This window comes from Subsaximicrobium wynnwilliamsii (assembly GCF_007997225.1).
Lineage (GTDB): Bacteria > Bacteroidota > Bacteroidia > Flavobacteriales > Flavobacteriaceae > Psychroserpens > Psychroserpens wynnwilliamsii.
Map to the genome: position 1 here is coordinate 79,762 of NZ_VORM01000012.1, position 21,172 is coordinate 100,933.

The following is a 21,172-nucleotide window of genomic DNA, read 5'->3' on the forward strand; positions in this document are numbered from 1 at the left end:
TTTTTTTTATTAAAAACCTTTTTTTAGTTTTGTCTAAAAATATAATTACACAAAGCTAATCACTTAAGCCATGAGAAACTTTACTATAATATGCTTGTTTCTGGGAGCATCGGCTTCTGCACAAAATGGTACAGCGAAAGTTTCTGGCCAAGTCACTGCGGAAGGACTTGCAGTGCCATTTGCAAGTGTTTACGTCAAGGGAGGGACAAATGGAACGAATACTGATGAGAACGGACGATACCAATTAGAGCTTTCAGTTGGAAAAGTCACACTCGTGGCTCAATCTCAAGGTTATAAGACGCTTAGCAAAACGCTTAGCATAAGCGCAAATGAAGGTCAAATAGTCGATTTCGTGTTGGAAGAAAGTAACGCCGTCTTAGACGAAATAGTGGTCACAGGAACCAGAACCGAGAAACGACGTACCGATTCGCCGGTAATTGTCAACCTTATCAATAGCGAAACCTTGGAGCAAGTAGTGGCGACCGATCTTTCTGAAGGCCTGCGGTTTCAGCCCGGACTTCGGGTTGAAATGAATTGCCAAACCTGTAATTACAGCCAGATCCGAATGAATGGTCTGCAGGGTGGTTATTCACAGATCTTGATCAATGGTCGTCCCATTTTTAGTCCGCTCACGGGACTTTACGGTTTGGAGCAAATCCCAGTTAACATGATCGAGCGCATTGAAGTGGTGCGTGGCGGTGTTTCAGCATTATATGGTTCAAGCGCCATTGGTGGCACCGTAAACGTCATCACCAAAATCCCTAAGCAAAATGGTTATAGCTTCAGTTATGCCTACCAAAACATCAATGGCGGTGCAGATCAAAGTCTAATCAACGGTAACGCGACTGTAGTGAGTAAGGATTATAAATCTGGAGCCAATTTTTTTGTCAATACCCGAACACGAACCGCTTATGATGCCAATGGCGATAATTTTTCTGAACTCCCAGAACTGAAGGATAATTCTTTTGGTATCAATGCGTTTTACCTTCCTACTGAAAATTCTAAATTAGAAGTGAGTTTCAGTAGTTTGTATGAATATCGATTTGGAGGCGAGATTGTTGAAAAACCCGCCTATTTAACCCAACAGTCTGAAGAACGCGACCACCACGTGCTTATGGGAAGTTTGGATTATCAAATTAATTTCAATGAAGACAAAAGCGCCCTGATTCTATATTATGGGGGTCAAAGAACAGATCGAGATCACTACACAGGCATTATCCCAGATGATGAGACAGAAAAGAATGCTTTTTTCGCAGATCCTCCCTATGGCGTTTCTGATGTAATCACGCACCAAGGTGGCCTGCAGTACAACCACAAGTTGGATGCTTTTTTAGGTGGCACTACTGTGCTAACCGCAGGCGCGGAATACCTGTACGATGATGTTTTTGATGAAATTACAGCTTATGATTACGAGATAGACCAAACCACAAGAAATTTGGGTGTCTTCTTTCAAAACGATTGGGAAGTTACCGAGTCCTTTAATTTTCTGGCTGGTTTTAGAGTGGATAAACACAATTTGGTGGATCATGCGATTGTGAGTCCGAGAGTATCTTTGCTTTATAAGTTGGAAGAAACCACACAGTTTAGATTGGGCTGGGGCACGGGATTTCGTGCGCCACAGGCCTTTGACACCGATTTGCACATTGCTTTTGCAGGAGGCGGTGTCTCAAGGATTTCGTTGGCAGAGAATCTGGAAGAAGAACGATCCAACAGTTTTACGGCATCGGTAAATTATGACAAAGCCACCGAGCATTTTATCGCTGGATTCACTTTAGAAGGATTTTATACGCATTTGAATGATGCGTTTTATCAATTTCCGCTTGGTGAAGACGCGTTTGGCGAACGTTTTGAAAAAAGAAATGGCAGCGGTGCTACGGTAAAAGGCATTACTTTAGAAGCGCGAGCCAATTTTGACTATGTGGTTGAATTGGCGGCCGGCTTTACCTTACAATCCAGTTTGTATGATGATGCCGTTGAAAACATTGAGGGTCTTGAATTAAAAAGAGAATTTCTAAGAACTCCAAACGATTATGGATATGCAACGCTTACTTACACACCCACCAAAAAACTTACAGCGAGTGCAAACCTCATTTATACCGGTAAAATGGACATCATCCATTTTGCAGGAGAAGGGACTGGTCAAGATGTTGATGAATACGACGTGACGCCAACTTTTACTGAGTTGAGTCTGCGTGTAGGTTACACCTTTAATTTACCAAAAGTAAGTACTAACATAGAACTCTTTGGCGGCGTTAAGAATGTCACAAACAGTTATCAGGCTGATTTTGATACCGGTAAAAATCGGGACAGTAATTACATTTATGGTCCAGCAGCGCCTAGAACTGTTTTTGTAGGTTTAAAATTGGATTCACTTTAATCATTTAAAAGTTTATGTGGAGAATCATCATCATCATTTTAATAGTGTTTACAAGTACTGCTTTCGCTCAACATGAGGAAAAAGTGAATTGGCTGAGCTTTGAGCAATTGAACGATTCTCTAAAGGTCAAACCCAAAAAAGTGTTTATAGACTTTTATGCAGATTGGTGTGCACCATGTTTGAGGATGCAGCGGGAGGTCTTTACCGATGAGACCATCGTAAAAATCTTGAGCAACGACTACTATGCAGTAAAAATGAACGTGGAAAGCACCGATACCATCAGTTTTGGAAATCAGCAGTTCATAAACAAACGTGCCAAGCGACGAAACCCAGTACATCAAATCCCCAAGTTGATGGCAAGTCAAAAAAACAAGCCGTTTTCCTTACCTGCTTTGGTGTTTATGGATGAGAATTTCCAGGTAACCGGACGTTATTTTCAATATTTGAATGTGAGCCAACTGAAGGAGATTTTGTTGAATTGACAAGCAGCATGGCATAGTGGCAACGATCAAGTCATGATTCTTTCTCAAGGTAGCTGTATTTTAAGCGCTGTAGGAGTATGTGGTCGTTAGGATACTTTGGCCACTAAAAATCATAAACCTACTTGTATTGCGTACTCATCTTATACGGAGTGAATTCTTTGAGCTCGCTCAATTTTTAGTATATTCGCAACTTAAATTTAGACTAATGAAAAAAATAATGTCTGGCTTGCTGGTTTTACTCGTTATGGCAAACTGTAAAACAGAGCCCAAAAACAGCAACGGAAAACTCAATATCGTGACCACCACCACCATGATTACAGATTTGGTGGAGAATATTGGTGGCGATAAGGTCAACATTCAAGGCTTGATGGGAAGCGGTGTGGATCCGCATTTATATAAGGCCAGTGCTGGTGATGTGACCAAATTGAGCAATGCCGATTTGATTTTTTATGGCGGCTTGCATCTTGAGGGTAAATTGGTGGAAGTCTTTGAGAAAATGGAAAGCCAAAACCTTAAAACCGTAGCCGTTTCTGACGCGTTGGACAAAAGCACCCTGATTGGGTCTGAATACTTTGCGTCCAATTACGATCCGCACATTTGGTTCGACGTGAATAATTGGGAAAACATCACCAAATTTGTGGTTGAGAAACTGTCAATGGCCGACCCAGAAAACAAAGAATTCTATATGGAAAACGGGGAGCAATATTTGAAAAAATTGGAAAACCTGAATACCGATATCAAATCCATCATTGAGGGTCTTCCGAAGGAAAAACGTGTTTTGGTAACAGCACATGACGCCTTCAGTTATTTCGGAAAAGCCTATGATTTTGAAGTGGTTGGTTTACAAGGGCTCTCTACGGCCACGGAAGCTGGCGTGCAAGATGTTCAGAAAATTTCAGCCTTTATCATAGAAAGAAAAATCAAAGCCATTTTTGTGGAAAGCTCGGTGCCAAAACGCACCATTGAGGCCTTGCAGGCATCGGTAAATTCTAAAGGACACCACGTGGAAATTGGGGGCACTTTATATTCAGATGCTTTAGGTAATGCTGGTACTTTTGAAGGCACCTACATTGGGATGTTCAAATACAATGTGAAAACCATAGTTGGGGCACTGCAATGAGTTCGGGTTTAGCAGTTTTCAAGCTAAAAAAATCAATCTTCAGAGCCTCTAGGGTTTCTCAAAATCATAAGCATTATGAAATCACATAATTCAGATCAACATGAGAAAACGGTCACAGCTGCTGAAACTGTTTTCGCCGTAAAAGTGGATGACTTAACCGTAGCTTACAATTATAAGCCTGTGCTTTGGGATATTGATCTGGAAATTCCTGAAGGGGTTTTGATGGCTATTGTTGGCCCAAATGGCGCGGGCAAATCCACTTTGATCAAATCCATCTTAGGCATCTTAAAGCCCATTGCAGGTAGTGTGTCTATTTATGGCAAACCTTACAAGGAACAGCGTTCCTTGGTGGCCTATGTGCCGCAAAAGGGAAGTGTGGATTGGGATTTCCCCACCACAGCGCTGGATGTGGTCATGATGGGGACTTATGGGAGTTTGGGCTGGATCAAAAGGCCTAAGCAAAGAGAAAAGAAATTGGCCTTGGAAGCGCTTGAGAAAGTCGGGATGCTGTCGTTCAAAGGCCGTCAAATAAGTCAGTTATCTGGTGGCCAACAGCAGCGCATTTTCTTGGCTAGAGCATTGGTGCAGGATGCCTCCATCTATTTTATGGATGAACCGTTTCAAGGGGTAGATGCTTCAACCGAGATTGCCATCATCAATATTTTAAAGGCCTTGAGAAAAGCTGGAAAAACCGTCGTTGTGGTGCATCACGATTTACAAACCGTGCCAGAATACTTTGATTGGGTTACCTTTTTGAACGTCAAGAAAATCGCAACCGGCCCTGTCAAGGATATCTTTAACGATGATAATTTGACCAAGACTTACGGGATCAATTACAAGGTAAGCATACAGGAGTGAATATTCCTGCGAACGCAGGAATCTCATGATTTGAAATGTGATTTTGGGTGAGTTCAATTTTAGTCACAGCCTCAGTCTCAGTTGCTCTTACTTTCGTGATTTTGATCAACATTATTAAACAACCTTGATTGGCACGAACTGAACTTTGTGTTACTTTTGAATAGAATCACAAGCGCAATTAAATCTAGAGCGCTTCAGAAAAAATTGATAGATGAAATCCAGAATTTATTTAAAACAGTGGTTACACTCAAAACCAGAGCATTACAGCAGTAAAACCGATCTGCATTATCTAAAAATTGCAAATAGCATTTATTTGGGTTTAGAGAATAACCAAAAATTGGTGTTAAAGCAATTCATGGATGAGGCCGATGTTGCAAGCCTATGTTGCTTCATTACCTGCTATTATGAGGATGTCATTTCCCAAACCAATATCTGGAAGGCATTCAAAACGTTATATGCAAAATCCTATGGTAAGGCATTGCCGTTTTATACCCTTACTGAAGAGTACTTGGACGAGGAAATCAACGCGGAAGATGTGGCATTTCTGATTTGGTATTTTCTGAACACAATTCAAGGCGAAAAATTTGTAAGTCCGCACAATGAGTTTATCACAAATATCGCCAAGCAAGCCATGGAGGTCTTGAATGAGGACTATGAATTTGCACCAGAGAATACGGTGCTTAAGAAATTCTATCAGATAAACTCCGAGCATTTTGATGCCACTGATGAATTCTATCAAACACGAGATTTTTTGTATGCCGTATTTTTTGATTCCTATCTTTTCTATACAGACATCAAACGTCGCTTTGAACAGGATGTTTTTGAAACCATTGAGGACCTTTCCGAAGAAAAACCTCAAATGGTCATGAGCTACATCAGAGAAGTGACCGAGGCTTACACCTTCAGCAAATCCAGCGCGCTGCTGGCCCTTAATGCAAAGGACTGGGCGAGCGCAGTTGTTGGCGAAACCGATGCGCATTATAAATCACTTACCAGCATATCGCAAAAGGTAAAAGGACTGTTTCTATACAAATCACAAACTGAAACAGACGTGACCCTAGAGCACATCGCTTCTGGGATGTTATTTAAAATGACCAAAAAATCCTTTGATTCTTTAGAGGATATAGAGGAAGATTACATCATCTATATCGGCTTGGTAAAATACAATGGAGAATGGTGGTTTTCTGGTAATTTTTCCGCTTCTCCCTTTAACGCGGATTTGATTCTGGACGAAAAAAACTCTGCGAAATCAAGATCTGAAGTCAGCTTTTTAGAAGATCAAGCGCAAATGGCATCGATTATGGAGCAGCAAAAACAAGCCTTTTTAGACTTCAACCAAGGGTCTTTGGTCGCCTTTTTGAGTGCTGCCGACTTGAATCCTTTTTTAGAGGCCTACATGACTTTTTTCAATGATTCACTGAAGCTTTCCGATCAAGAAAAGGAAGCTGCACATAAAAGAACCAAGGCCGATGGCTATTTTGGAAACACTGCTAAGGAAGATCCCCTTGAAGGTGAAGACAAGGTCTTTGTGGTGTATTTCAACCCTAAATCGGGCATTGAGTTTTATGATGACATCATCAATGCATTTCCAGATGAAAGAAATTCTTTTTTTACGGAAGAGAGTCGGGAGGATGTGCAATACATTCTAATGTCGGCAACCTGCTCCACCGAATTTACCAACTACTTCGTCGAGCACTACAAAGACCGATTGGACTATTTCAAAAGCGAACCCTATAAGTCCTATTTGAATGATTTGGATTTCTTACTTAGATTTTGGAAAAAAGACAATTACCATACCAAAAGCACCGTGGTGCTAACCGGTAAAGATGGGCAATAACATAAAAGTTAAATTTGAACTTACAGGAATATTTCTCTTTAGTCTTTAGTGACTACACCCTGCGAACCATTACCTTGGGCACCGCCATTCTTGGCGCAGTTACGGGCATGTTGGGCAGTTTTGCAGTATTGCGAAAACAGAGCCTGTTAGGTGACGCCATCTCGCACGCGGCATTACCGGGTATCGCCATTGCGTTTTTGATTACTGGGGCAAAAGATAGCAATACACTTTTGTTGGGTGCTTTGGTAAGTGGCTTGATTGGCACCTTTTGGATTCGAGGCATCGTAAGCAAAACACACTTAAAGTCTGATACGGCACTCGGTCTCATTTTATCTGTGTTTTTTGGCTTCGGCATGTTGCTGCTTACCTACATTCAAAAACAACCCAACGCTAATCAAGCCGGGTTGGACAAGTATTTATTTGGGCAAGCAGCAACGCTTGTGGAAAGTGATGTTTGGCTCATGGCCATTGTCACAGGGGTATCCTTATGCGTGATGTTGCTATTCTGGAAGGAATTCAAGATCTTATTGTTTGATAAGGATTATGCAGAAACCTTGGGATTCAATACCAAAACCATTGATGTGCTCATTACCGTTTTTATCGTGTTAGCGATTGTTTTGGGCTTGCAAACGGTTGGTGTGGTTTTGATGAGTGCGATGTTATTGGCGCCAGCTGCAGCTGCACGGCAATGGACCAACAGTTTGTCGACGATGGTGGTTTTGGCTTCAGTTTTCGGGGCCTTTTCGGGAGTTTTCGGTACAGCCATTAGCGCCAGTCAAAACAATTTATCCACAGGCCCAGTGATAGTGATTGTGGCTGCGGTTTTTGTTTTGATATCCTTTATTTTTTCGCCAAGTCGCGGACTTTTGTTCAGACAGATTCGGTTTGTAAAAAACCGCCGCGATCTAGAACTTCAAAAGACCTTATCGTTTATGTTCCATATTGCCGAAACCCACGATGATATTTCCCACCCGCACGAAATTAGGATCTTGAATAATTTTCAGGGATTTACAAAAGGCAGCTTAAAAACATTAGAGGAAAAAAATTACATCCGCCTTGAAGGCAGTACTTGGAGTTTGACGGATCAAGGTTTTGAGACCGCTTCCAATTTGTACAACCAACAACACCAGAACAATGAGTAGCGCACAATTTGAAATACAGCTTATTGCGAGCATTGTCGCCATCGCCTGTGCGATTCCTGGTACTTTTTTGGTGTTGCGAAAAATGGCCATGATCAGTGATGCGATCAGTCACTCGATTTTACCAGGCATCGTGGTGGGATTCTTTATCACTCAAGATCTCAATTCGCCTTGGTTGATATTGTTGGCAGCGTTTACTGGTGTGATTACTGTGGTTTTGGTAGAGAACATCCAGAAAACCGGTTTGGTAAAAGAAGACACCGCCATTGGCTTGGTGTTTCCGGTGTTGTTTAGTATTGGAGTGATTTTGATTGCCAAGAACGCCAATGACGTGCATTTGGATATCGATGCGGTGTTGTTGGGCGAACTCGCCTTTGCTCCTTTTGATAGAATTTATATGGGAGGGGTTGATGTAGGCCCCAAATCACTATGGGTTATTGGGTCTATTTTGCTCATAACGATCACGCTTTTGATCTTGTTTTTCAAGGAGCTTAAGTTGAGCACTTTTGATAAGGGTTTATCGGCGTCACTAGGCTTTTCGCCCATCGTGATCCATTATGGCTTAATGTCGGTCGCATCCGTAACCACCGTGGGTGCTTTTGATGCGGTAGGTGCCATTTTAGTGGTGGCCTTGATGATTGCTCCGGCAGCTTCCGCTTATTTATTGACAACCGATTTAAAAAAAATGCTGTTGCTATCCATAGGTTTTGGCATTTTGAGCGCCATTTCTGGCTATTGGATGGCGTATTGGCTCGATGCTTCCATCGCAGGATCAATCACGACCATGTTGGGAATTTTATTTTTGGTCGTTTATTTATTTGCACCAAGTAAGGGTATCATTGCGGTGTTATACCGAGAAAAACAACAACGCACCGAAGTCTCATTGCTCACGTTTCTACTCCACTTAAAAAACCATGAGGAAGAAAGTGAACGCCACGTCAAGCACCTAAATGAGCATATCAATTGGCAAAAAGTCCGCTCGCGAACCGTGTTGGATTTGGCACTTAAAAACAATATGATCGCGATCGATAACAAAATTGTGTCCTTGACCCCAAAAGGCGATGAATTTACCACCCAAGCCATAGATTATATCATTACCAATGAAGACGCGCAGATCGAAGACATGAAAGACGATTTCTTTTTGTTTAGGGGATGATTTTGCTGGGGTTTTTTAGGTTTGAACCTTCCAGCATGCTTAGAATTGGCATGAAATTACACGTAATTCCAGACAATAACAAAGCGCGAAGAAGCATTTCTAAAGTACTCCTTCAGTTTGATAAAACGCGTCATAAGTGTTTAAAAAACGCCTCCTCTGAGACGTTGTGCATTGAGTGCAGTAATGCTTTCGAGCAGCAATAACTAGATCATAAAAAAGCAATGTTAAAAAGTATTATCCAAAAATGGAAATGATCTACATTTGAAGTCTAAAAAACGAATCGGTTCAGCGTGACCAGATTTACATTCAAATTAAATATTATGAATTTCTTGAATTTTGTTGCAGGCAAGGGAGGCTTTATGATTCTCGCATTGATTGTTATCGCATTGTTTATGTATAGAAAATACAAATCAGAGCGCTATTTCAAAGAGGTTGAAAAGCGCATAAACAATAGGAAAAAGCAATAGTACAATTGCTACTGAGTCGGCATCTTCTGAATGGGGCGCTACTTAAAAGTGCGACTAAGACTGCGACTGCAAACTGACGACTGGCGACTGCCTACTGTAGACTGTGGACTAACAACTAAAACCCACGTTCCTTCTGCAATTGTTCATAGGCCAATTGTACTTGTCTAAATTTTTCCTCAGCACCTTCTTGGTGTTCTTTTCCTAAGTGCATCACTTTATCGGGATGGTATTTTTTCGCCATCTTCCGGTAGGCCGCTTTTACTTCATCGTTCGTGGCCGCTTTTGTAATTTCCAAGATCTTGTAAGCGTTATCGCTACTGTTGTAGAACATCGCCTTGATGCTGTCATAATCCCTTGACGAAATTCCCAAATAACCTGCGATCATATAAATCTGTGAGACCTCCGTATCAGTGACCATACCATCGGCTCTGGCAATTCCGAAGAGAAAATGCAGCAATTGCAAGCGTGACGCATGGTCCATCATTTGCTTGATCTGCAAACAAACCTGCCTGGTCGGGATTTGTTGTTTATTGATATTCTTAAAGAGACTGAAGGCCTGGTTGGCGCGATCCTTGCCATACATACTCACAAATTGTTGGCGTACAAAATCGAGCTCACGCTGGTCTTGATGCCCATCGGCCTTAATCACAACCGAAGCCAAAATAAGCAAGCTTACCTCAAAATCGCCAGGTTGGGTTTGCGGCCGCTGTTGCGCACTACGAAAAGTGCCGCGTGTCGACTGACGTGAAGCGTCCTGCTTGCGATCACCCTGCCCTAAAAAGGGAAAATCGCTCTTTGACGCGCCATCCACCAAACTTCCCAAGGCCAAACCAATAATAGCACCTATTGGTCCGCCAAAAGCCCATCCTAAAGCACCGCCAATCCATTTTGTAACACCCATATAATTATTTATTGAAATCGAGGCCAAAGATACCAATGTTAGTTGTTTTTTAAGTTTTATATTGGTGAAATGATTTTTTGGGAAGATTTAATACCGATTGAGGACTCAAGACTGAAGTCTGAAGACTGCAAACTGAAGACTGCAAACTGAGACTTTTTTTACACATTCTCAATCGTGTTGGACGCAACCTTTTCGAGGATGAGGCATCTTATAAACACAATCATAAACCACAACCACCATGAACTATCGCTTATTGATTTTGCTTACTTTGATTACCACTGCCTTTATAGGCTGTAATGATGACGATCCCAATAGGATTGACGCTGTGCCGTCTATTTCTGGAACTTGGAATTTGAGCAATGTCTCTGGCGGATTTGTGGGCACAGACGTTGATTTTGAAGACGGTTTGATTACATGGAGCTTCAATACCGAAACCTCGCAGGTCAAGGTTATAAATTCAAACGCAGATCCGGTTGCCTTTGATGGCTTGCCTTCTGGCACTTACGATTATGTTTTAGAGAACAATGCCGGTGTTGAAACATTAAAAGTTGATTATCTAGACATGACGGTTAACGCAATGAGTAATACCCAAATGCTATTGGATGATGGCATTGCCTATGATGGTTTTTTACTCAGTTTCAGTAGATAAACCTCTTTTTCTTCGGAAGTTTCAGACATTCAAAATCTTAATTGTGCTATTTTATCAAAACCCTGCCCAAGATTGCGAATTGTCAACTCAAAACTGAAGACTGGTGAACCAAAAACCCCTCACAAATTTTCCTTATCTTTGCAGTCCCGATTCTGAAGTTTCGGAACGGAAAATATATTAATCTTAAAAATTTATAATAGATGTACCCAGCAGAATTAGTAAAACCAATGCGTGAGGATTTGACCAAGGTTGGTTTCGAAGAATTACATACTTCAGATGAAGTGAAAACAGCGTTGTCAAAAGAGGGCACTACTTTAATTGTAGTGAATTCGGTATGCGGTTGTGCAGCAGCAAATGCGCGTCCAGGAGCGCGTATGAGTTTACAAAACACCAAACGTCCAGAACATATTGTAACGGTATTTGCAGGTGTGGATAAGGAAGCGGTAGATGAGGCGAGAAGCCACATGGTGCCATTTCCTCCAAGTTCCCCTTGTATGGCCTTGTTTAAGGATGGTGAATTGGTGCACATGTTAGAGCGCCATCACATTGAAGGTCGCCCTGCCGAATTGATTGCAGAAAACCTGATGGACGCGTACAACCAACACTGTTAAGAACAGCTCGAAGTACGACTTTAAAAGTGGGACGTCTCTCAAAGGAGAAAACTACTTAAAAACAAAAACCACGAATATTTCGTGGTTTTTTGCTTTTGTAAAGCTTTGATATATCTTTGTTTCATGAGAAAATTACTTGCCTATCCCTTAACGGTGATTTATTTGATTTGCTTTGGGATAACCATTTTGGTTTTTCATCCCATACAGTTATTTTGCTTTAAGGTTTTTGGCTATCAGGCGCATAAAAAATCAGTTGATGCCTTGCAGTTTTTTTTAATACGCTGTCTCACCATTTTAGGCACGCGCATTACTTGGAAAAACGATTTCGAGCTCCCCATAGACAAACCTTTGTTGATCGTGTCTAACCATCAAAGCATGTACGACATTTCCCCGATAATGTGGAACCTGCGGAGACATCATGTCAAATTCGTGGCCAAAAAAGAACTCGGTAAGGGCATTCCCAGCATTTCCCAAAATTTGCGCGATGGTGGTTCGGTGTTGATTGACAGGAATAATCCGCGGCAATCGTTACCTGCCATGTTGCAATTTGGTGAGTACATTGAAAAGACCAAACGCGCAGCTGTGATTTTCCCGGAAGGCACGCGCAGCAAAGATGGTTATCCCAAACCTTTTAGAATGCGTGGCCTGGAGTTGTTGATCAAAAAAGTACCTTCCGCAGTGATTGTTCCCATCACCATAAATAATTCTTGGAAGATGTTGCGCTATGGCAAATTTCCCATGGGCATAGGAAATCATATCACTTTTACTATTCATAAGCCCATAGAAATCGCTATCTTTACAGACAAGAAGGCGCTCCTAGAGCGGGTTAAAAGCACAATTGTTAATGCCATTGAGCATTAAAACTAAAACTTTAAAACTATGTCATTAAAAAATATAAGATTGGAAGTGATGCAGCATCTTGAAAAGGATGTTGAATCGCTAATACAAAAATATTTGATTCCTACTGAAAAAATCTGGCAGCCTAGTGATTTTTTGCCAAATTCTGAAAGTGAAAACTTTTATGAGGAAGTTAGGGAAATTAGAGAACTGTCTAAAGATCTACCTTATGACTTTTGGGTGGTTTTGGTGGGTGATATGATTACTGAGGAAGCCTTGCCAACCTATGAATCCTGGTTGATGGATGTGGAAGGTGTTGGCCAAGTCGAGCATAACAGTTGGTCTAAATGGGTAAGACATTGGACTTCCGAAGAAAACCGCCATGGTGATGTGCTCAATAAATACCTCTACCTTTCTGGGCGTGTGAACATGCGTGAGATAGAAATGACAACGCAGCACCTCATTGCCGATGGTTTTGACATAGGCACCGATCGCGATCCTTACAAGAATTTTGTTTATACCAGTTTTCAAGAATTGGCAACTTATGTTTCACACAACCGTGTGGCAAAAATGGCCAAGGAAAAAGGCAATAAACAACTCGCTAAGATGTGTAAGATCATTTCTGGCGACGAGATGCGCCACCACCATGCGTATTCCGAATTTGTGGAGCGTATTTTTGTGGAAGATCCTAGTCAAATGATGATGGCTTTCCATTACATGATGAAGCAAAAAATTACCATGCCAGCCCATTTCTTAAGGGAATCTGGCGATAAAATAGGCACTGCCTTTGAAGAGTTTTCCAATACCGCCCAGCGCATTGGCGTGTATACCTCGGCAGATTATGTGGAAATCCTCCAAAAACTCATTGATCGTTGGGATATTGGTAACATCAAGGGACTTTCCGATGAAGCCGAAAAAGCACGTGAATATTTAATGAAATTACCCTCACGAATGATACGATTGTCAGAGCGCATGAAAATTCCCGAAAATTCCTATGAGTTCAAGTGGGTGCAGCCTGCGGTTTCAAGATGAAGCTGGAACACAGATAACGCTGATCAAGCAGATGCTCACTGATTTTAAGTTGGGGATTAATCTGCGAAAATCAGTAAAAATCAGTGTCATCAGCGTTCGATATTTGGAACACAGATAATGCTGATTAAGCAGATGCTCACTGATTTTAAGTTGGGATTAATCTGAGAAAATCAGTAAAAATCTGTGTCATCAGCGTTCGATATTGGAACACAGATAATGCTGATTAAGCAGATGCTCACTGATTTTAAGTTTAGATTTATCTGCGGTAATCAGTAAAAATCTGCGTCATCAGCGTTTGATTGGAACACAGATAATGCTGATTAAGCAGATGCTCACTGATTTTAAGTTGGGATTAATCTGAGAAAATCAGTAAAAATCTGCGTCATCAGCGTTCGATATTGGAACACAGATAACGCTGATCAAGCAGATGCTCACTGATTTTAAGTTGGGATTAATCTGCGAAAATCAGTAAAAATCTGCGTCATCAGCGTTCGATATTTGGAACACAGATAATGCTGATTAAGCAGATGCTCACTGATTTTAAGTTGGGATTAATCTGCGAAAATCAGTAAAAATCAGTGTCATCAGCGTTCGGTATTTGGAACACAGATAACGCTGATCAAGCAGCTGCTCACTGATTTTAAGTTGGGGATTAATCTGCGAAAATCAGTAAAAATCAGCGTCATCAGCGTTCGGTATTTGGAACACAGATAACGCTGATCAAGCAGCTGCTCACTGATTTTAAATTTAGATTTATCTGCGAAAATCAGTAAAAATCAGCGTCATCAGCGTTCGATATTTGGAACACAGATAATGCTGATTAAGCAGATGCTCACTGATTTTAAGTTTAGATTTATCTGCGAAAATCAGTAAAAATCAGTGTCATCAGCGTTCCATAACTTGCAAGAAATATGACTTCAGACACACAAATTTCCAACACCATCGCCTTTGTCAAGAAAGAACTTTATAATGCTGAAGGCGGGCACGACTGGTTTCATATCGAGCGCGTCTATAAAAATGCGATGCTTATTGCCAAAACCGAAACGGTAGATCACTTAACCGTGGCACTTGGGGCATTGTTGCATGATATTGCCGACAGCAAATTTCATGATGGAGATGAGACTGTGGGGCCAAGGAAAGCCAGAGAGTTTCTGTTTGAGCAAAACGTCGATTCAAAAGTGATAGAACATGTGGTTCAAATCATTGAAAACATATCTTTTAAAGGCGGAAATTTTCAGCAAAATTTTGCTTCTGCGGAATTGGATGTTGTTCAGGATGCCGACCGCTTAGATGCTTTGGGAGCGATTGGTATTGCCAGAACTTTCAACTACGGCGGTTTTAAAAACCGAAAAATCTTCGATCCAGACATCAAGCCCAGTCTCAACATGACCAAAGCGGAATACAAGGGCTCAACGGCACCAACAATCAATCATTTTTACGAGAAGTTACTGTTGTTAAAAAATCAGATGCATACCAGCACCGGACGCAAATTGGCAGCAGGTCGCCACGATTTCATGGAACAATTCCTAGAACAGTTTTATGACGAATGGGACGGTTTGAACTAAACTAACAATTCATTTTGATTATACCGATGTAGAGATGTGATTTATCGCATCCATCACATATCTACGACACCAAATATTGATTCTTGATTCTACTAGCGCAGCGGTCTTAATTCTTTTTTCAAGTCGCATATAAATTCGTCAACCCCTTTCTATATTTAGAAGCACTCTTGCCGGTCATCTCCTTAAACAATTTATTAAAGTGTGAAAAATTATTGAAGCCGCATTCAAAAGCCACGTCGGCAATGCTCATTTCACTTTCAGAGAGTAATTTTGTAGCGTGCACCACACGATATTCATTGACCAACTTGGTAAAGGTCTTACCCGTTGATTTTTTAAAATACCGGCAAAAAGCAGGAACGGTCATACTTACCGCCTCAGCAATTTCATCTAGAGTAATGTGTTGCTTAAAATGAGTATTGACGTACTTATAGATGATGTCAATTTTTGAGCTGTCCTGCTTTTCGGTCTCGAAGACAAAGCCTTCCGCATTCAAAATCTCGTAATCCTCAGCTTCAGCTAAAAGGTGAAGTATCTTGATGAGCAGTAAAATACGGTCAAAACCCTTGAGTTCATTAAGTTTCTGTATTTTTTTTCCAACGCGCTTTTTGGTTTTGGGCTTAAAGAGAATTCCGTTTTTTGCACGTTCAAAAAGAATGTTGATGCTTGCCATTTCAGGAACATCAAAAAAGTAGGCGCCTAAAAAGTCAGGATTGAATTGTACCAAGACTTCAGAGCCTTGTTGTGTCAATCGATCCTTAAAGCCGTTGTGAGGCAAATTAGAGCCCAATAAAAGTAATTGGCTATTGTTAAAGTAAGAGAGGTGATTTCCAATATGGCGTTTTCCAGAGCCCTTGTCAATAAAGACCAACTCAATTTCTGGATGAAAATGCCAAAATGCTTTAGAATCGGCTGAGGCCGAAGTGCTTTTCTTTACAAACACCGAGCTTCCAAACTCTGGGCTTATTTTTTCTAAGGTTGGTTTTCTGTGCATCCTAACAATGAGCTGTTAATGAAACACAAAGGTACATCATTTCAAAAGCAAAATATATTCAAAATTCGCATTATTATATGCTATATTATCATTAACATTTATTTAATATCGAGCTTATAGTTAATTTAGAACATAAATTGGTCAAATCTGATGTTTTCTATGCGTGCATAGCAGTTTATCTTTGCCATGTAATCCTTAAAACCAATATGTAATGAAAACAGTAAAACAAGTATTAGCAGTCGTATTCATGTTAACAATAGTAACAGGTTACGCCAATGACGTCAAGAACGAACCCACAAGCAGCTCGGCCACCTTTAGATTCTTAAATGTAAAGAAAGGCCATCAAGTAAGTATTAAAAATGATGAAGGCAGAGTAATTCATAGGGAAACGGTAAAAAGAAACGGTGACTATGCAAAGCGCTTTGACCTTAGCGATTTAGAAGATGGTAATTACACTATTGAGCTGGACAAGGATTTTGAGATCATCATCAAACCCTTTAAGATGGTTTCGAATGAAGTTATCCTTTTAAGCAAGCTACAAACATCGATATTTAAGCCTGTGGTTAGAACGAAAAAGAACCATTTGATGATTTCAAAACTGGCTTTGAACAACGAGTCTTTAAACATCGAACTTTACTACAATGATGAATTGATTCATAAGGACGAATTGAAAGGAGCGAAAATTTTAGAACGCATCTACACCTTATCACCATCTGAAGAAGGTATCTACGTGCTAAGAATGTCTTCTGGAGATCGAACCTTTGTAGAACGCTTCAGGATCTAAGGATCTCAATGCTATTCAAATTTTAGGACGTCCTCAAATGAGGACGTTTTTTTATGATTACATTTTAAATCCGTTTCAATGTCGAGATGTATAAACTTTCAAAAGCAATTGATCAGGAAACAAATTTTATGTTTTATATGGCTGTGCTTTTTTTAACTTGTAACGCAAATTGGCAGCAGGTCACAACGATTTCATGGAACAATTCCTAAAACAATTTTATGCCGAATGGGAGGGTTTGAACTAAGCTAACAACTCATTTTTTTTTACCGATATGGAGATGCGATTTATCGCCTCTATGACGCATTTATTACATCAGGTTGCATATCTACCATCGCGACTACATCGAGCGCTATTGCTGGCAAAAATTTGGCATCGTCCATTGAGAATGTTGATTTTAATGTGAAGCGCTTCGTTTGATCTTAATGAGCAACACTAATAGAAAGAATATCACTAAGAGCCCTCCCAACATCCAATACCAAAAATAAGATGTCGATGTTAGGTGAATTGGTAAGGTGTCGCCTATGAGCACCAAGCCCGCCCAATATTGTGGCGATAGGGTTCTGCCCTTGGCAGTGGCAATGTAGTCTAGTTTTGCTTTTTGCAGCGCTTCATCCTTTGGCAAACCATCCTTGATGTACCCATAAAAATTCTCAATGATGGCAGCACTGCTCTGTTCGTCAATCTTCCAGAGACTGGTAAGAATGCTTTCACTACCCGCATAATTGAAAGCATGAGCCAATGAAATCATGCCTTCGCCCGCTTGATAGGTTGGTTTTCCGGTTTCACAGGCGGTCAAAATAGCGAGGTTTGACGAGAGGTTCTGGTTGTAGATTTCGTAAGTATAAAGTGAATTGTCTTCCGAAGCCATTGAATCTTTCACATTTTTGGCAAAGATGAGTCGCGAGAGTTCGGGCGACACGTTGTTAGACTCTGCGTGCGTGCCAATATGGATGATCTTGTGTTCTTTGGCGTGCTGTGTGAACAGCTGTTTACTGGCTTTTTCATTAATAAAGGATTCTCCAGTAAAAAATTTTGATGAGTTTTGAGCTAAATTTTTACTGAAGGGTTGCGGTAGTAAAGTGAGATAAGTACGGTCCATAGTAATGGAATCCTTAATTTTTAAGGTATAATCCGTTTTCATTTTACTGTTGAATTCAGGGGCAAAGCCAATGAAATTATCACTAAAAAGCGTTTGGGAAGCTGTTCTATTCGTTAAAAGCAAACTATAATTATAGGAGATGATATATTTGGCAAGCAAGCTTTTGGTTTCTAATTCTTTAAAACTGGCAATTTTTTCTGGGGTCAAAGATTCAAAACTCAAATTGAACAATTGCCCATTTGGGATGATGATCACGTGATTGGTGTTGATTCTATCCTCAAAAGGCTGCCAAAGTTCTACGTAAAGTTGATGCAATAATTCACTTGATGTTTCAAGGTCCCAAAGTTCGTTTGTTAAGGCTTGCACGTTTTTTTGCAGATCCTTCGGATTCAATCTTACAAGGTGCTTTTCAGATTTATTGATCAGAATGGCATACGTGGCCTCATCTATATTCAAATAACGTACTACCGTGGTGTGGTCTGCAATGGCGCGTTTTAAGTTTTTAACAGGTTGCGAAATTGTGGCATATCGCATTTTGTAATATTTTGGAAAGCGGGTTTTTAAAGTGTCTAAAAACAGTTGCCATTCTTTTTCTACATCGAGAAAGGATTGAATGTTTTCTGAATGATCTAGCGTGAATGACATCTCGTTTTTTAATTGCAGTTCTCGCTCTAAAACAGGTTTTGACACATCTTTAAATGAGATGGAGTTCTTAAGATTCAATCGTGATCTAATGCGATTGTAAACGGCCGACTCATTAAGTTCTATGATTTTGTCTAGATAAATGGCTTCTTTTGTTTTTTGGTACAGGTCCAGTGCTACTTTTTTTGAAAAGTTTGAAATTGATTGGTAGTCTGTCATGAGTATACTGAGATCCTCATTTTTATAAACCCTTGTCTTGCGATCTTCCAACAGGGAAATTGCCTTATCCAATGCGATTAGTTGTTGCTTTAGAAAACTCGTGTCTTTGTTGGGTTGAAGTTCATATTGCGCTAAGGCTTTCAATAAAATGAGCTGCGGTTTGTGAAAGTCTTTTTGTTTGGAGTCGGCAGCAGATGCGGCTTTGTTGAGATATTGATTTGCCTTATCCACCCAAATCAAGCTTTGCTCATACTGCTGCAATTTGTAGTTGACCATAGCCAAATTTAGCAATTGCTTTACAAGGGTAAAATTATCGTCTCCCCCGTTTTTTAGAACATAGTCATAGCCCGTTTGGGCAGTGTTCAATGCGGCTTCGTGTGCTTGATTTTCTGCTAGAAACAGGGATTTATTTCTCAAAAACGATAGGAATTCAATATCGTAATCATTGCCTAAGGCTTCCTTGAAATACTGTTCACTTTGCTCGTAGTATTTTTTTGCTTCGGAAGTATTCTTTTTTACGGCATGGGCTTCAGCTAAAGCATGAAAACCTGCAGCTTTCCAATACGGGTTTTCTATAGCATTGACTTCGAACTGCTTAAGGCCTTCATTTAAATAGGATATGGCGTCATCGTAGTTTTGAAGTGAAAGGCTCGATTGCCCGATTTGAATGAGCGTAGCACCTAAATCAGAATCATCGGCTTCTCGTAATGTTTTCTTTTTCTGATAGGCAAAAAGCATCAAGTCATGCGCTTTCTGAAGGTTTCCCTGTTCATTGTAAAACACCGCCATATTTGAAATGGCCCTTAACTGAAACCGTTTAGCCTTTGAGACCACATTTTCGTCGCTAAGGGCATGGATGGTTTTTTCATAATTTGAGATCACTCCGTTTTGTATGGCAATGGCCTTGTCCAAATTGCCTTGCCCATATTCCAATAAGGATATGTTGGACTTTATGACAGTGGCCAAATATAAATTCATTATAGGATCGCCCTTTGCCATTGCTATGGCTTCAATTGCTTTGGAGTAATAGTAGCTGGCACTGTCTAATTTTGAGGACATCCACATTGTGGCGCCAACAGCATTGTACCCGTCGGAAAGCTGTGCTTTTGAAGTAAATTTATAGCTTTCGAAACGCTTTAGGGCTTTCTGAAAATTGGTTTTGGCCTGATCTACGTTGCCAAGTGACAGGTAGGTCGCTCCAATATTGTATTCGGTTTTGCCAATCTCCTCTGGCGTGGCATCTCTAACTTCTTTGATAATTTTCAAAGCAGTAGTGGTGATGTCAAGTGATTTTTGGTTATTGCCTATTTCGTCATAAAAATCTGCAAGTTTCAAGAGCGCTTGATAGTAGCTTCGCTTGTTTTTTGATTTTGTATTGATATAGTCTAAAAAAGCATCGACCTTTTTACTGGCTGTTTTGGCATCGGATTTTTGCAGTTCAATTTTACCTACGTAATACGTGTATTTATATAAGGAATCATTGAGATTATGAGATTGGATATAAGCGAGTTGTTCGTTTAACCTGGCTTCAGCATTAAGTATTTCGCCCTTAAGCATTAAAGAATCCAAAATACTCGTATTCAGGATTGGAGTTTCTTGAGCCTGTAGCAATGAAGATAGCATCAAAATGAAAATACAAAATGAATATCCCTTCATATGACCTCGTATTATGGATTCTTTTCCAATTCTGAAAGTAGCAATTGGCTATCTTCAGTGGCACTTAAGCTTAAGTTCTTTTTAGCAAGTGCAATATTACCTTCCTTTAAATAGGCCAATCCCAAATAATAATAAGCATCATTTAATAATGGGAATGCCGTATTTTGGGTTGATTTTTCCAAAAATGGAATGGCGCGTTTTTGATTTTTATCGGCGAGATAGGCAACTCCCAAAAAGTAGTCAAGTGTGTCATTTTCTATGCTTAAAGCTTCCCATTTCTCAATGGCAATTTTGTAATTGCCTTGCTTGTAATCCACCATGGCATCATAGAATTCAAAGTTGGTAGAGCTGCTCATCGTGGTTGGTAAACCGGGATCTGGCGTGAAATATTCGGCATATAAACGCTCGTTCTGGGTAGTGCTAAACCACCAAAAACCACCTATGGCCGCAAAGATAAGTATGGCGGCGGCAAACTTGCCCCAAAGCATTGTGGACTTGGTTTTGCTATTGGAGCTTTCCATCTGCGATTCTGGGAGCGCCTCATGAAATTCGTCAAGACGTTCCTTGAGCGACTGGTTGCCAATGCCCAACAAGAGCGTTTTTATATCTGCGACATGAGTTCTAAATTGAGGGTCTTCTGCAAGACGCAGCTCAAAATCGAGTGCCTCTTGTTTGCTCATGGTTTTGTTGAGGTGTCGCTCAACGGTTTCCAATAATTCTTGTGATATGTTGTTGCTATTTTTCAATGTT

18 protein-coding genes are annotated in these 21,172 nt (G+C 40.5%); 14 read left to right on the forward strand and 4 right to left on the reverse strand.

The window, feature by feature from the left end:
* Window positions 1-70: 70 nt before the first annotated feature.
* From ESY88_RS11505 to ESY88_RS21045, 8 genes are all read left to right on the forward strand, one after another.
* Window positions 71-2,377 (forward strand): TonB-dependent receptor, encoded by a 2,307-nt coding sequence (locus ESY88_RS11505; RefSeq protein ID WP_147085950.1) that lies wholly within the window; start codon window positions 71-73, stop codon window positions 2,375-2,377.
* A gap of 14 nt (window positions 2,378-2,391) precedes the next feature.
* Entirely contained in the window at window positions 2,392-2,859 is a 468-nt protein-coding gene (locus ESY88_RS11510; protein ID WP_147085949.1) for a thioredoxin family protein, read from the forward strand.
* A 205-nt stretch (window positions 2,860-3,064) separates the two neighbouring features.
* Complete coding sequence (locus tag ESY88_RS11515; protein ID WP_147085948.1) at window positions 3,065-3,979, forward strand: metal ABC transporter solute-binding protein, Zn/Mn family; 915 nt, start codon at window positions 3,065-3,067, stop codon at window positions 3,977-3,979.
* Between the two features lie 75 nt (window positions 3,980-4,054).
* Window positions 4,055-4,837 carry a metal ABC transporter ATP-binding protein gene (locus ESY88_RS11520; protein WP_147085947.1) on the forward strand — a complete coding sequence of 261 codons (783 nt, stop codon included), beginning with the start codon at window positions 4,055-4,057 and terminating at the stop codon, window positions 4,835-4,837.
* A gap of 211 nt (window positions 4,838-5,048) precedes the next feature.
* Window positions 5,049-6,674 carry a DUF3843 family protein gene (locus ESY88_RS11525; RefSeq protein ID WP_147085946.1) on the forward strand — a complete coding sequence of 542 codons (1,626 nt, stop codon included), beginning with the start codon at window positions 5,049-5,051 and terminating at the stop codon, window positions 6,672-6,674.
* A gap of 14 nt (window positions 6,675-6,688) precedes the next feature.
* Window positions 6,689-7,816 carry a metal ABC transporter permease gene (locus ESY88_RS11530; RefSeq protein WP_147085945.1) on the forward strand — a complete coding sequence of 376 codons (1,128 nt, stop codon included), beginning with the start codon at window positions 6,689-6,691 and terminating at the stop codon, window positions 7,814-7,816.
* The gene (locus ESY88_RS11535) at window positions 7,809-8,969 is read left to right on the forward strand and encodes a metal ABC transporter permease (protein WP_147085944.1); all 1,161 of its coding nucleotides are present in this window, start codon (window positions 7,809-7,811) and stop codon (window positions 8,967-8,969) included. Before ESY88_RS11530 ends, ESY88_RS11535 begins: the two co-directional genes overlap by 8 nt.
* 320 nt (window positions 8,970-9,289) lie before the next feature.
* Window positions 9,290-9,436 (forward strand): hypothetical protein, encoded by a 147-nt coding sequence (locus ESY88_RS21045; protein WP_189702590.1) that lies wholly within the window; start codon window positions 9,290-9,292, stop codon window positions 9,434-9,436.
* A gap of 115 nt (window positions 9,437-9,551) precedes the next feature.
* Here the strand turns inward: ESY88_RS21045 and ESY88_RS11540 are convergent, their stop codons facing one another.
* Window positions 9,552-10,337, reverse strand: coding sequence for a TerB family tellurite resistance protein (locus ESY88_RS11540; RefSeq protein WP_147085943.1), 786 nt, complete (start codon window positions 10,335-10,337; stop codon window positions 9,552-9,554).
* Window positions 10,338-10,575: 238 nt separating this feature from the next.
* Between ESY88_RS11540 and ESY88_RS11545 the strand changes: the two genes are divergently transcribed.
* The 5 genes from ESY88_RS11545 to ESY88_RS11565 all read left to right on the forward strand — a co-directional run bounded on the left by ESY88_RS11545 (window position 10,576) and on the right by ESY88_RS11565 (window position 15,031).
* Complete coding sequence (locus ESY88_RS11545) at window positions 10,576-10,986, forward strand: hypothetical protein (protein WP_147085942.1); 411 nt, start codon at window positions 10,576-10,578, stop codon at window positions 10,984-10,986.
* A 200-nt stretch (window positions 10,987-11,186) separates the two neighbouring features.
* Window positions 11,187-11,597 (forward strand): BrxA/BrxB family bacilliredoxin, encoded by a 411-nt coding sequence (locus ESY88_RS11550; protein WP_147085941.1) that lies wholly within the window; start codon window positions 11,187-11,189, stop codon window positions 11,595-11,597.
* 123 nt (window positions 11,598-11,720) lie between these two features.
* Window positions 11,721-12,458 carry a lysophospholipid acyltransferase family protein gene (locus tag ESY88_RS11555; RefSeq protein ID WP_147085940.1) on the forward strand — a complete coding sequence of 246 codons (738 nt, stop codon included), beginning with the start codon at window positions 11,721-11,723 and terminating at the stop codon, window positions 12,456-12,458.
* Window positions 12,459-12,476: 18 nt separating this feature from the next.
* Complete coding sequence (locus ESY88_RS11560) at window positions 12,477-13,466, forward strand: acyl-ACP desaturase (RefSeq protein ID WP_147085939.1); 990 nt, start codon at window positions 12,477-12,479, stop codon at window positions 13,464-13,466.
* A 911-nt stretch (window positions 13,467-14,377) separates the two neighbouring features.
* Window positions 14,378-15,031 (forward strand): HD domain-containing protein, encoded by a 654-nt coding sequence (locus ESY88_RS11565; protein ID WP_147085938.1) that lies wholly within the window; start codon window positions 14,378-14,380, stop codon window positions 15,029-15,031.
* 118 nt (window positions 15,032-15,149) lie between these two features.
* Here the strand turns inward: ESY88_RS11565 and ESY88_RS11570 are convergent, their stop codons facing one another.
* Complete coding sequence (locus ESY88_RS11570; protein ID WP_147085937.1) at window positions 15,150-16,022, reverse strand: AraC family transcriptional regulator; 873 nt, start codon at window positions 16,020-16,022, stop codon at window positions 15,150-15,152.
* A gap of 211 nt (window positions 16,023-16,233) precedes the next feature.
* On the opposite strand from ESY88_RS11570, the gene ESY88_RS11575 reads away from it, so the two are divergent.
* Window positions 16,234-16,806 carry a hypothetical protein gene (locus ESY88_RS11575; protein WP_147085936.1) on the forward strand — a complete coding sequence of 191 codons (573 nt, stop codon included), beginning with the start codon at window positions 16,234-16,236 and terminating at the stop codon, window positions 16,804-16,806.
* Between the two features lie 394 nt (window positions 16,807-17,200).
* Here the strand turns inward: ESY88_RS11575 and ESY88_RS11580 are convergent, their stop codons facing one another.
* Together ESY88_RS11580 and ESY88_RS11585 are read right to left on the reverse strand one after the other, a co-directional pair.
* Window positions 17,201-20,422, reverse strand: a complete 3,222-nt coding sequence (locus ESY88_RS11580; RefSeq protein ID WP_147085935.1) for a CHAT domain-containing protein — start codon at window positions 20,420-20,422, stop codon at window positions 17,201-17,203.
* Between the two features lie 11 nt (window positions 20,423-20,433).
* Complete coding sequence (locus tag ESY88_RS11585; protein ID WP_147085934.1) at window positions 20,434-21,168, reverse strand: tetratricopeptide repeat protein; 735 nt, start codon at window positions 21,166-21,168, stop codon at window positions 20,434-20,436.
* Window positions 21,169-21,172 lie beyond the last annotated feature (4 nt).

What these genes read in the sequence shown, in the direction of transcription:
- ESY88_RS11505 (WP_147085950.1), top strand. Translation starts at nt 71, where the DNA reads ATGAGAAACTTTACTATAATATGCTTGTTTCTGGGAGCATCGGCTTCT.
- ESY88_RS11510 (WP_147085949.1), top strand. Translation starts at nt 2,392, where the DNA reads ATGTGGAGAATCATCATCATCATTTTAATAGTGTTTACAAGTACTGCT.
- ESY88_RS11515 (WP_147085948.1), top strand. Translation starts at nt 3,065, where the DNA reads ATGAAAAAAATAATGTCTGGCTTGCTGGTTTTACTCGTTATGGCAAAC.
- ESY88_RS11520 (WP_147085947.1), top strand. Translation starts at nt 4,055, where the DNA reads ATGAAATCACATAATTCAGATCAACATGAGAAAACGGTCACAGCTGCT.
- ESY88_RS11525 (WP_147085946.1), top strand. Translation starts at nt 5,049, where the DNA reads ATGAAATCCAGAATTTATTTAAAACAGTGGTTACACTCAAAACCAGAG.
- ESY88_RS11535 (WP_147085944.1), top strand. Translation starts at nt 7,809, where the DNA reads ATGAGTAGCGCACAATTTGAAATACAGCTTATTGCGAGCATTGTCGCC.
- ESY88_RS21045 (WP_189702590.1), top strand. Translation starts at nt 9,290, where the DNA reads ATGAATTTCTTGAATTTTGTTGCAGGCAAGGGAGGCTTTATGATTCTC.
- ESY88_RS11540 (WP_147085943.1), bottom strand. Translation starts at nt 10,337, where the DNA reads ATGGGTGTTACAAAATGGATTGGCGGTGCTTTAGGATGGGCTTTTGGC.
- ESY88_RS11545 (WP_147085942.1), top strand. Translation starts at nt 10,576, where the DNA reads ATGAACTATCGCTTATTGATTTTGCTTACTTTGATTACCACTGCCTTT.
- ESY88_RS11550 (WP_147085941.1), top strand. Translation starts at nt 11,187, where the DNA reads ATGTACCCAGCAGAATTAGTAAAACCAATGCGTGAGGATTTGACCAAG.
- ESY88_RS11555 (WP_147085940.1), top strand. Translation starts at nt 11,721, where the DNA reads ATGAGAAAATTACTTGCCTATCCCTTAACGGTGATTTATTTGATTTGC.
- ESY88_RS11560 (WP_147085939.1), top strand. Translation starts at nt 12,477, where the DNA reads ATGTCATTAAAAAATATAAGATTGGAAGTGATGCAGCATCTTGAAAAG.
- ESY88_RS11565 (WP_147085938.1), top strand. Translation starts at nt 14,378, where the DNA reads ATGACTTCAGACACACAAATTTCCAACACCATCGCCTTTGTCAAGAAA.
- ESY88_RS11570 (WP_147085937.1), bottom strand. Translation starts at nt 16,022, where the DNA reads ATGCACAGAAAACCAACCTTAGAAAAAATAAGCCCAGAGTTTGGAAGC.
- ESY88_RS11575 (WP_147085936.1), top strand. Translation starts at nt 16,234, where the DNA reads ATGAAAACAGTAAAACAAGTATTAGCAGTCGTATTCATGTTAACAATA.
- ESY88_RS11580 (WP_147085935.1), bottom strand. Translation starts at nt 20,422, where the DNA reads ATGAAGGGATATTCATTTTGTATTTTCATTTTGATGCTATCTTCATTG.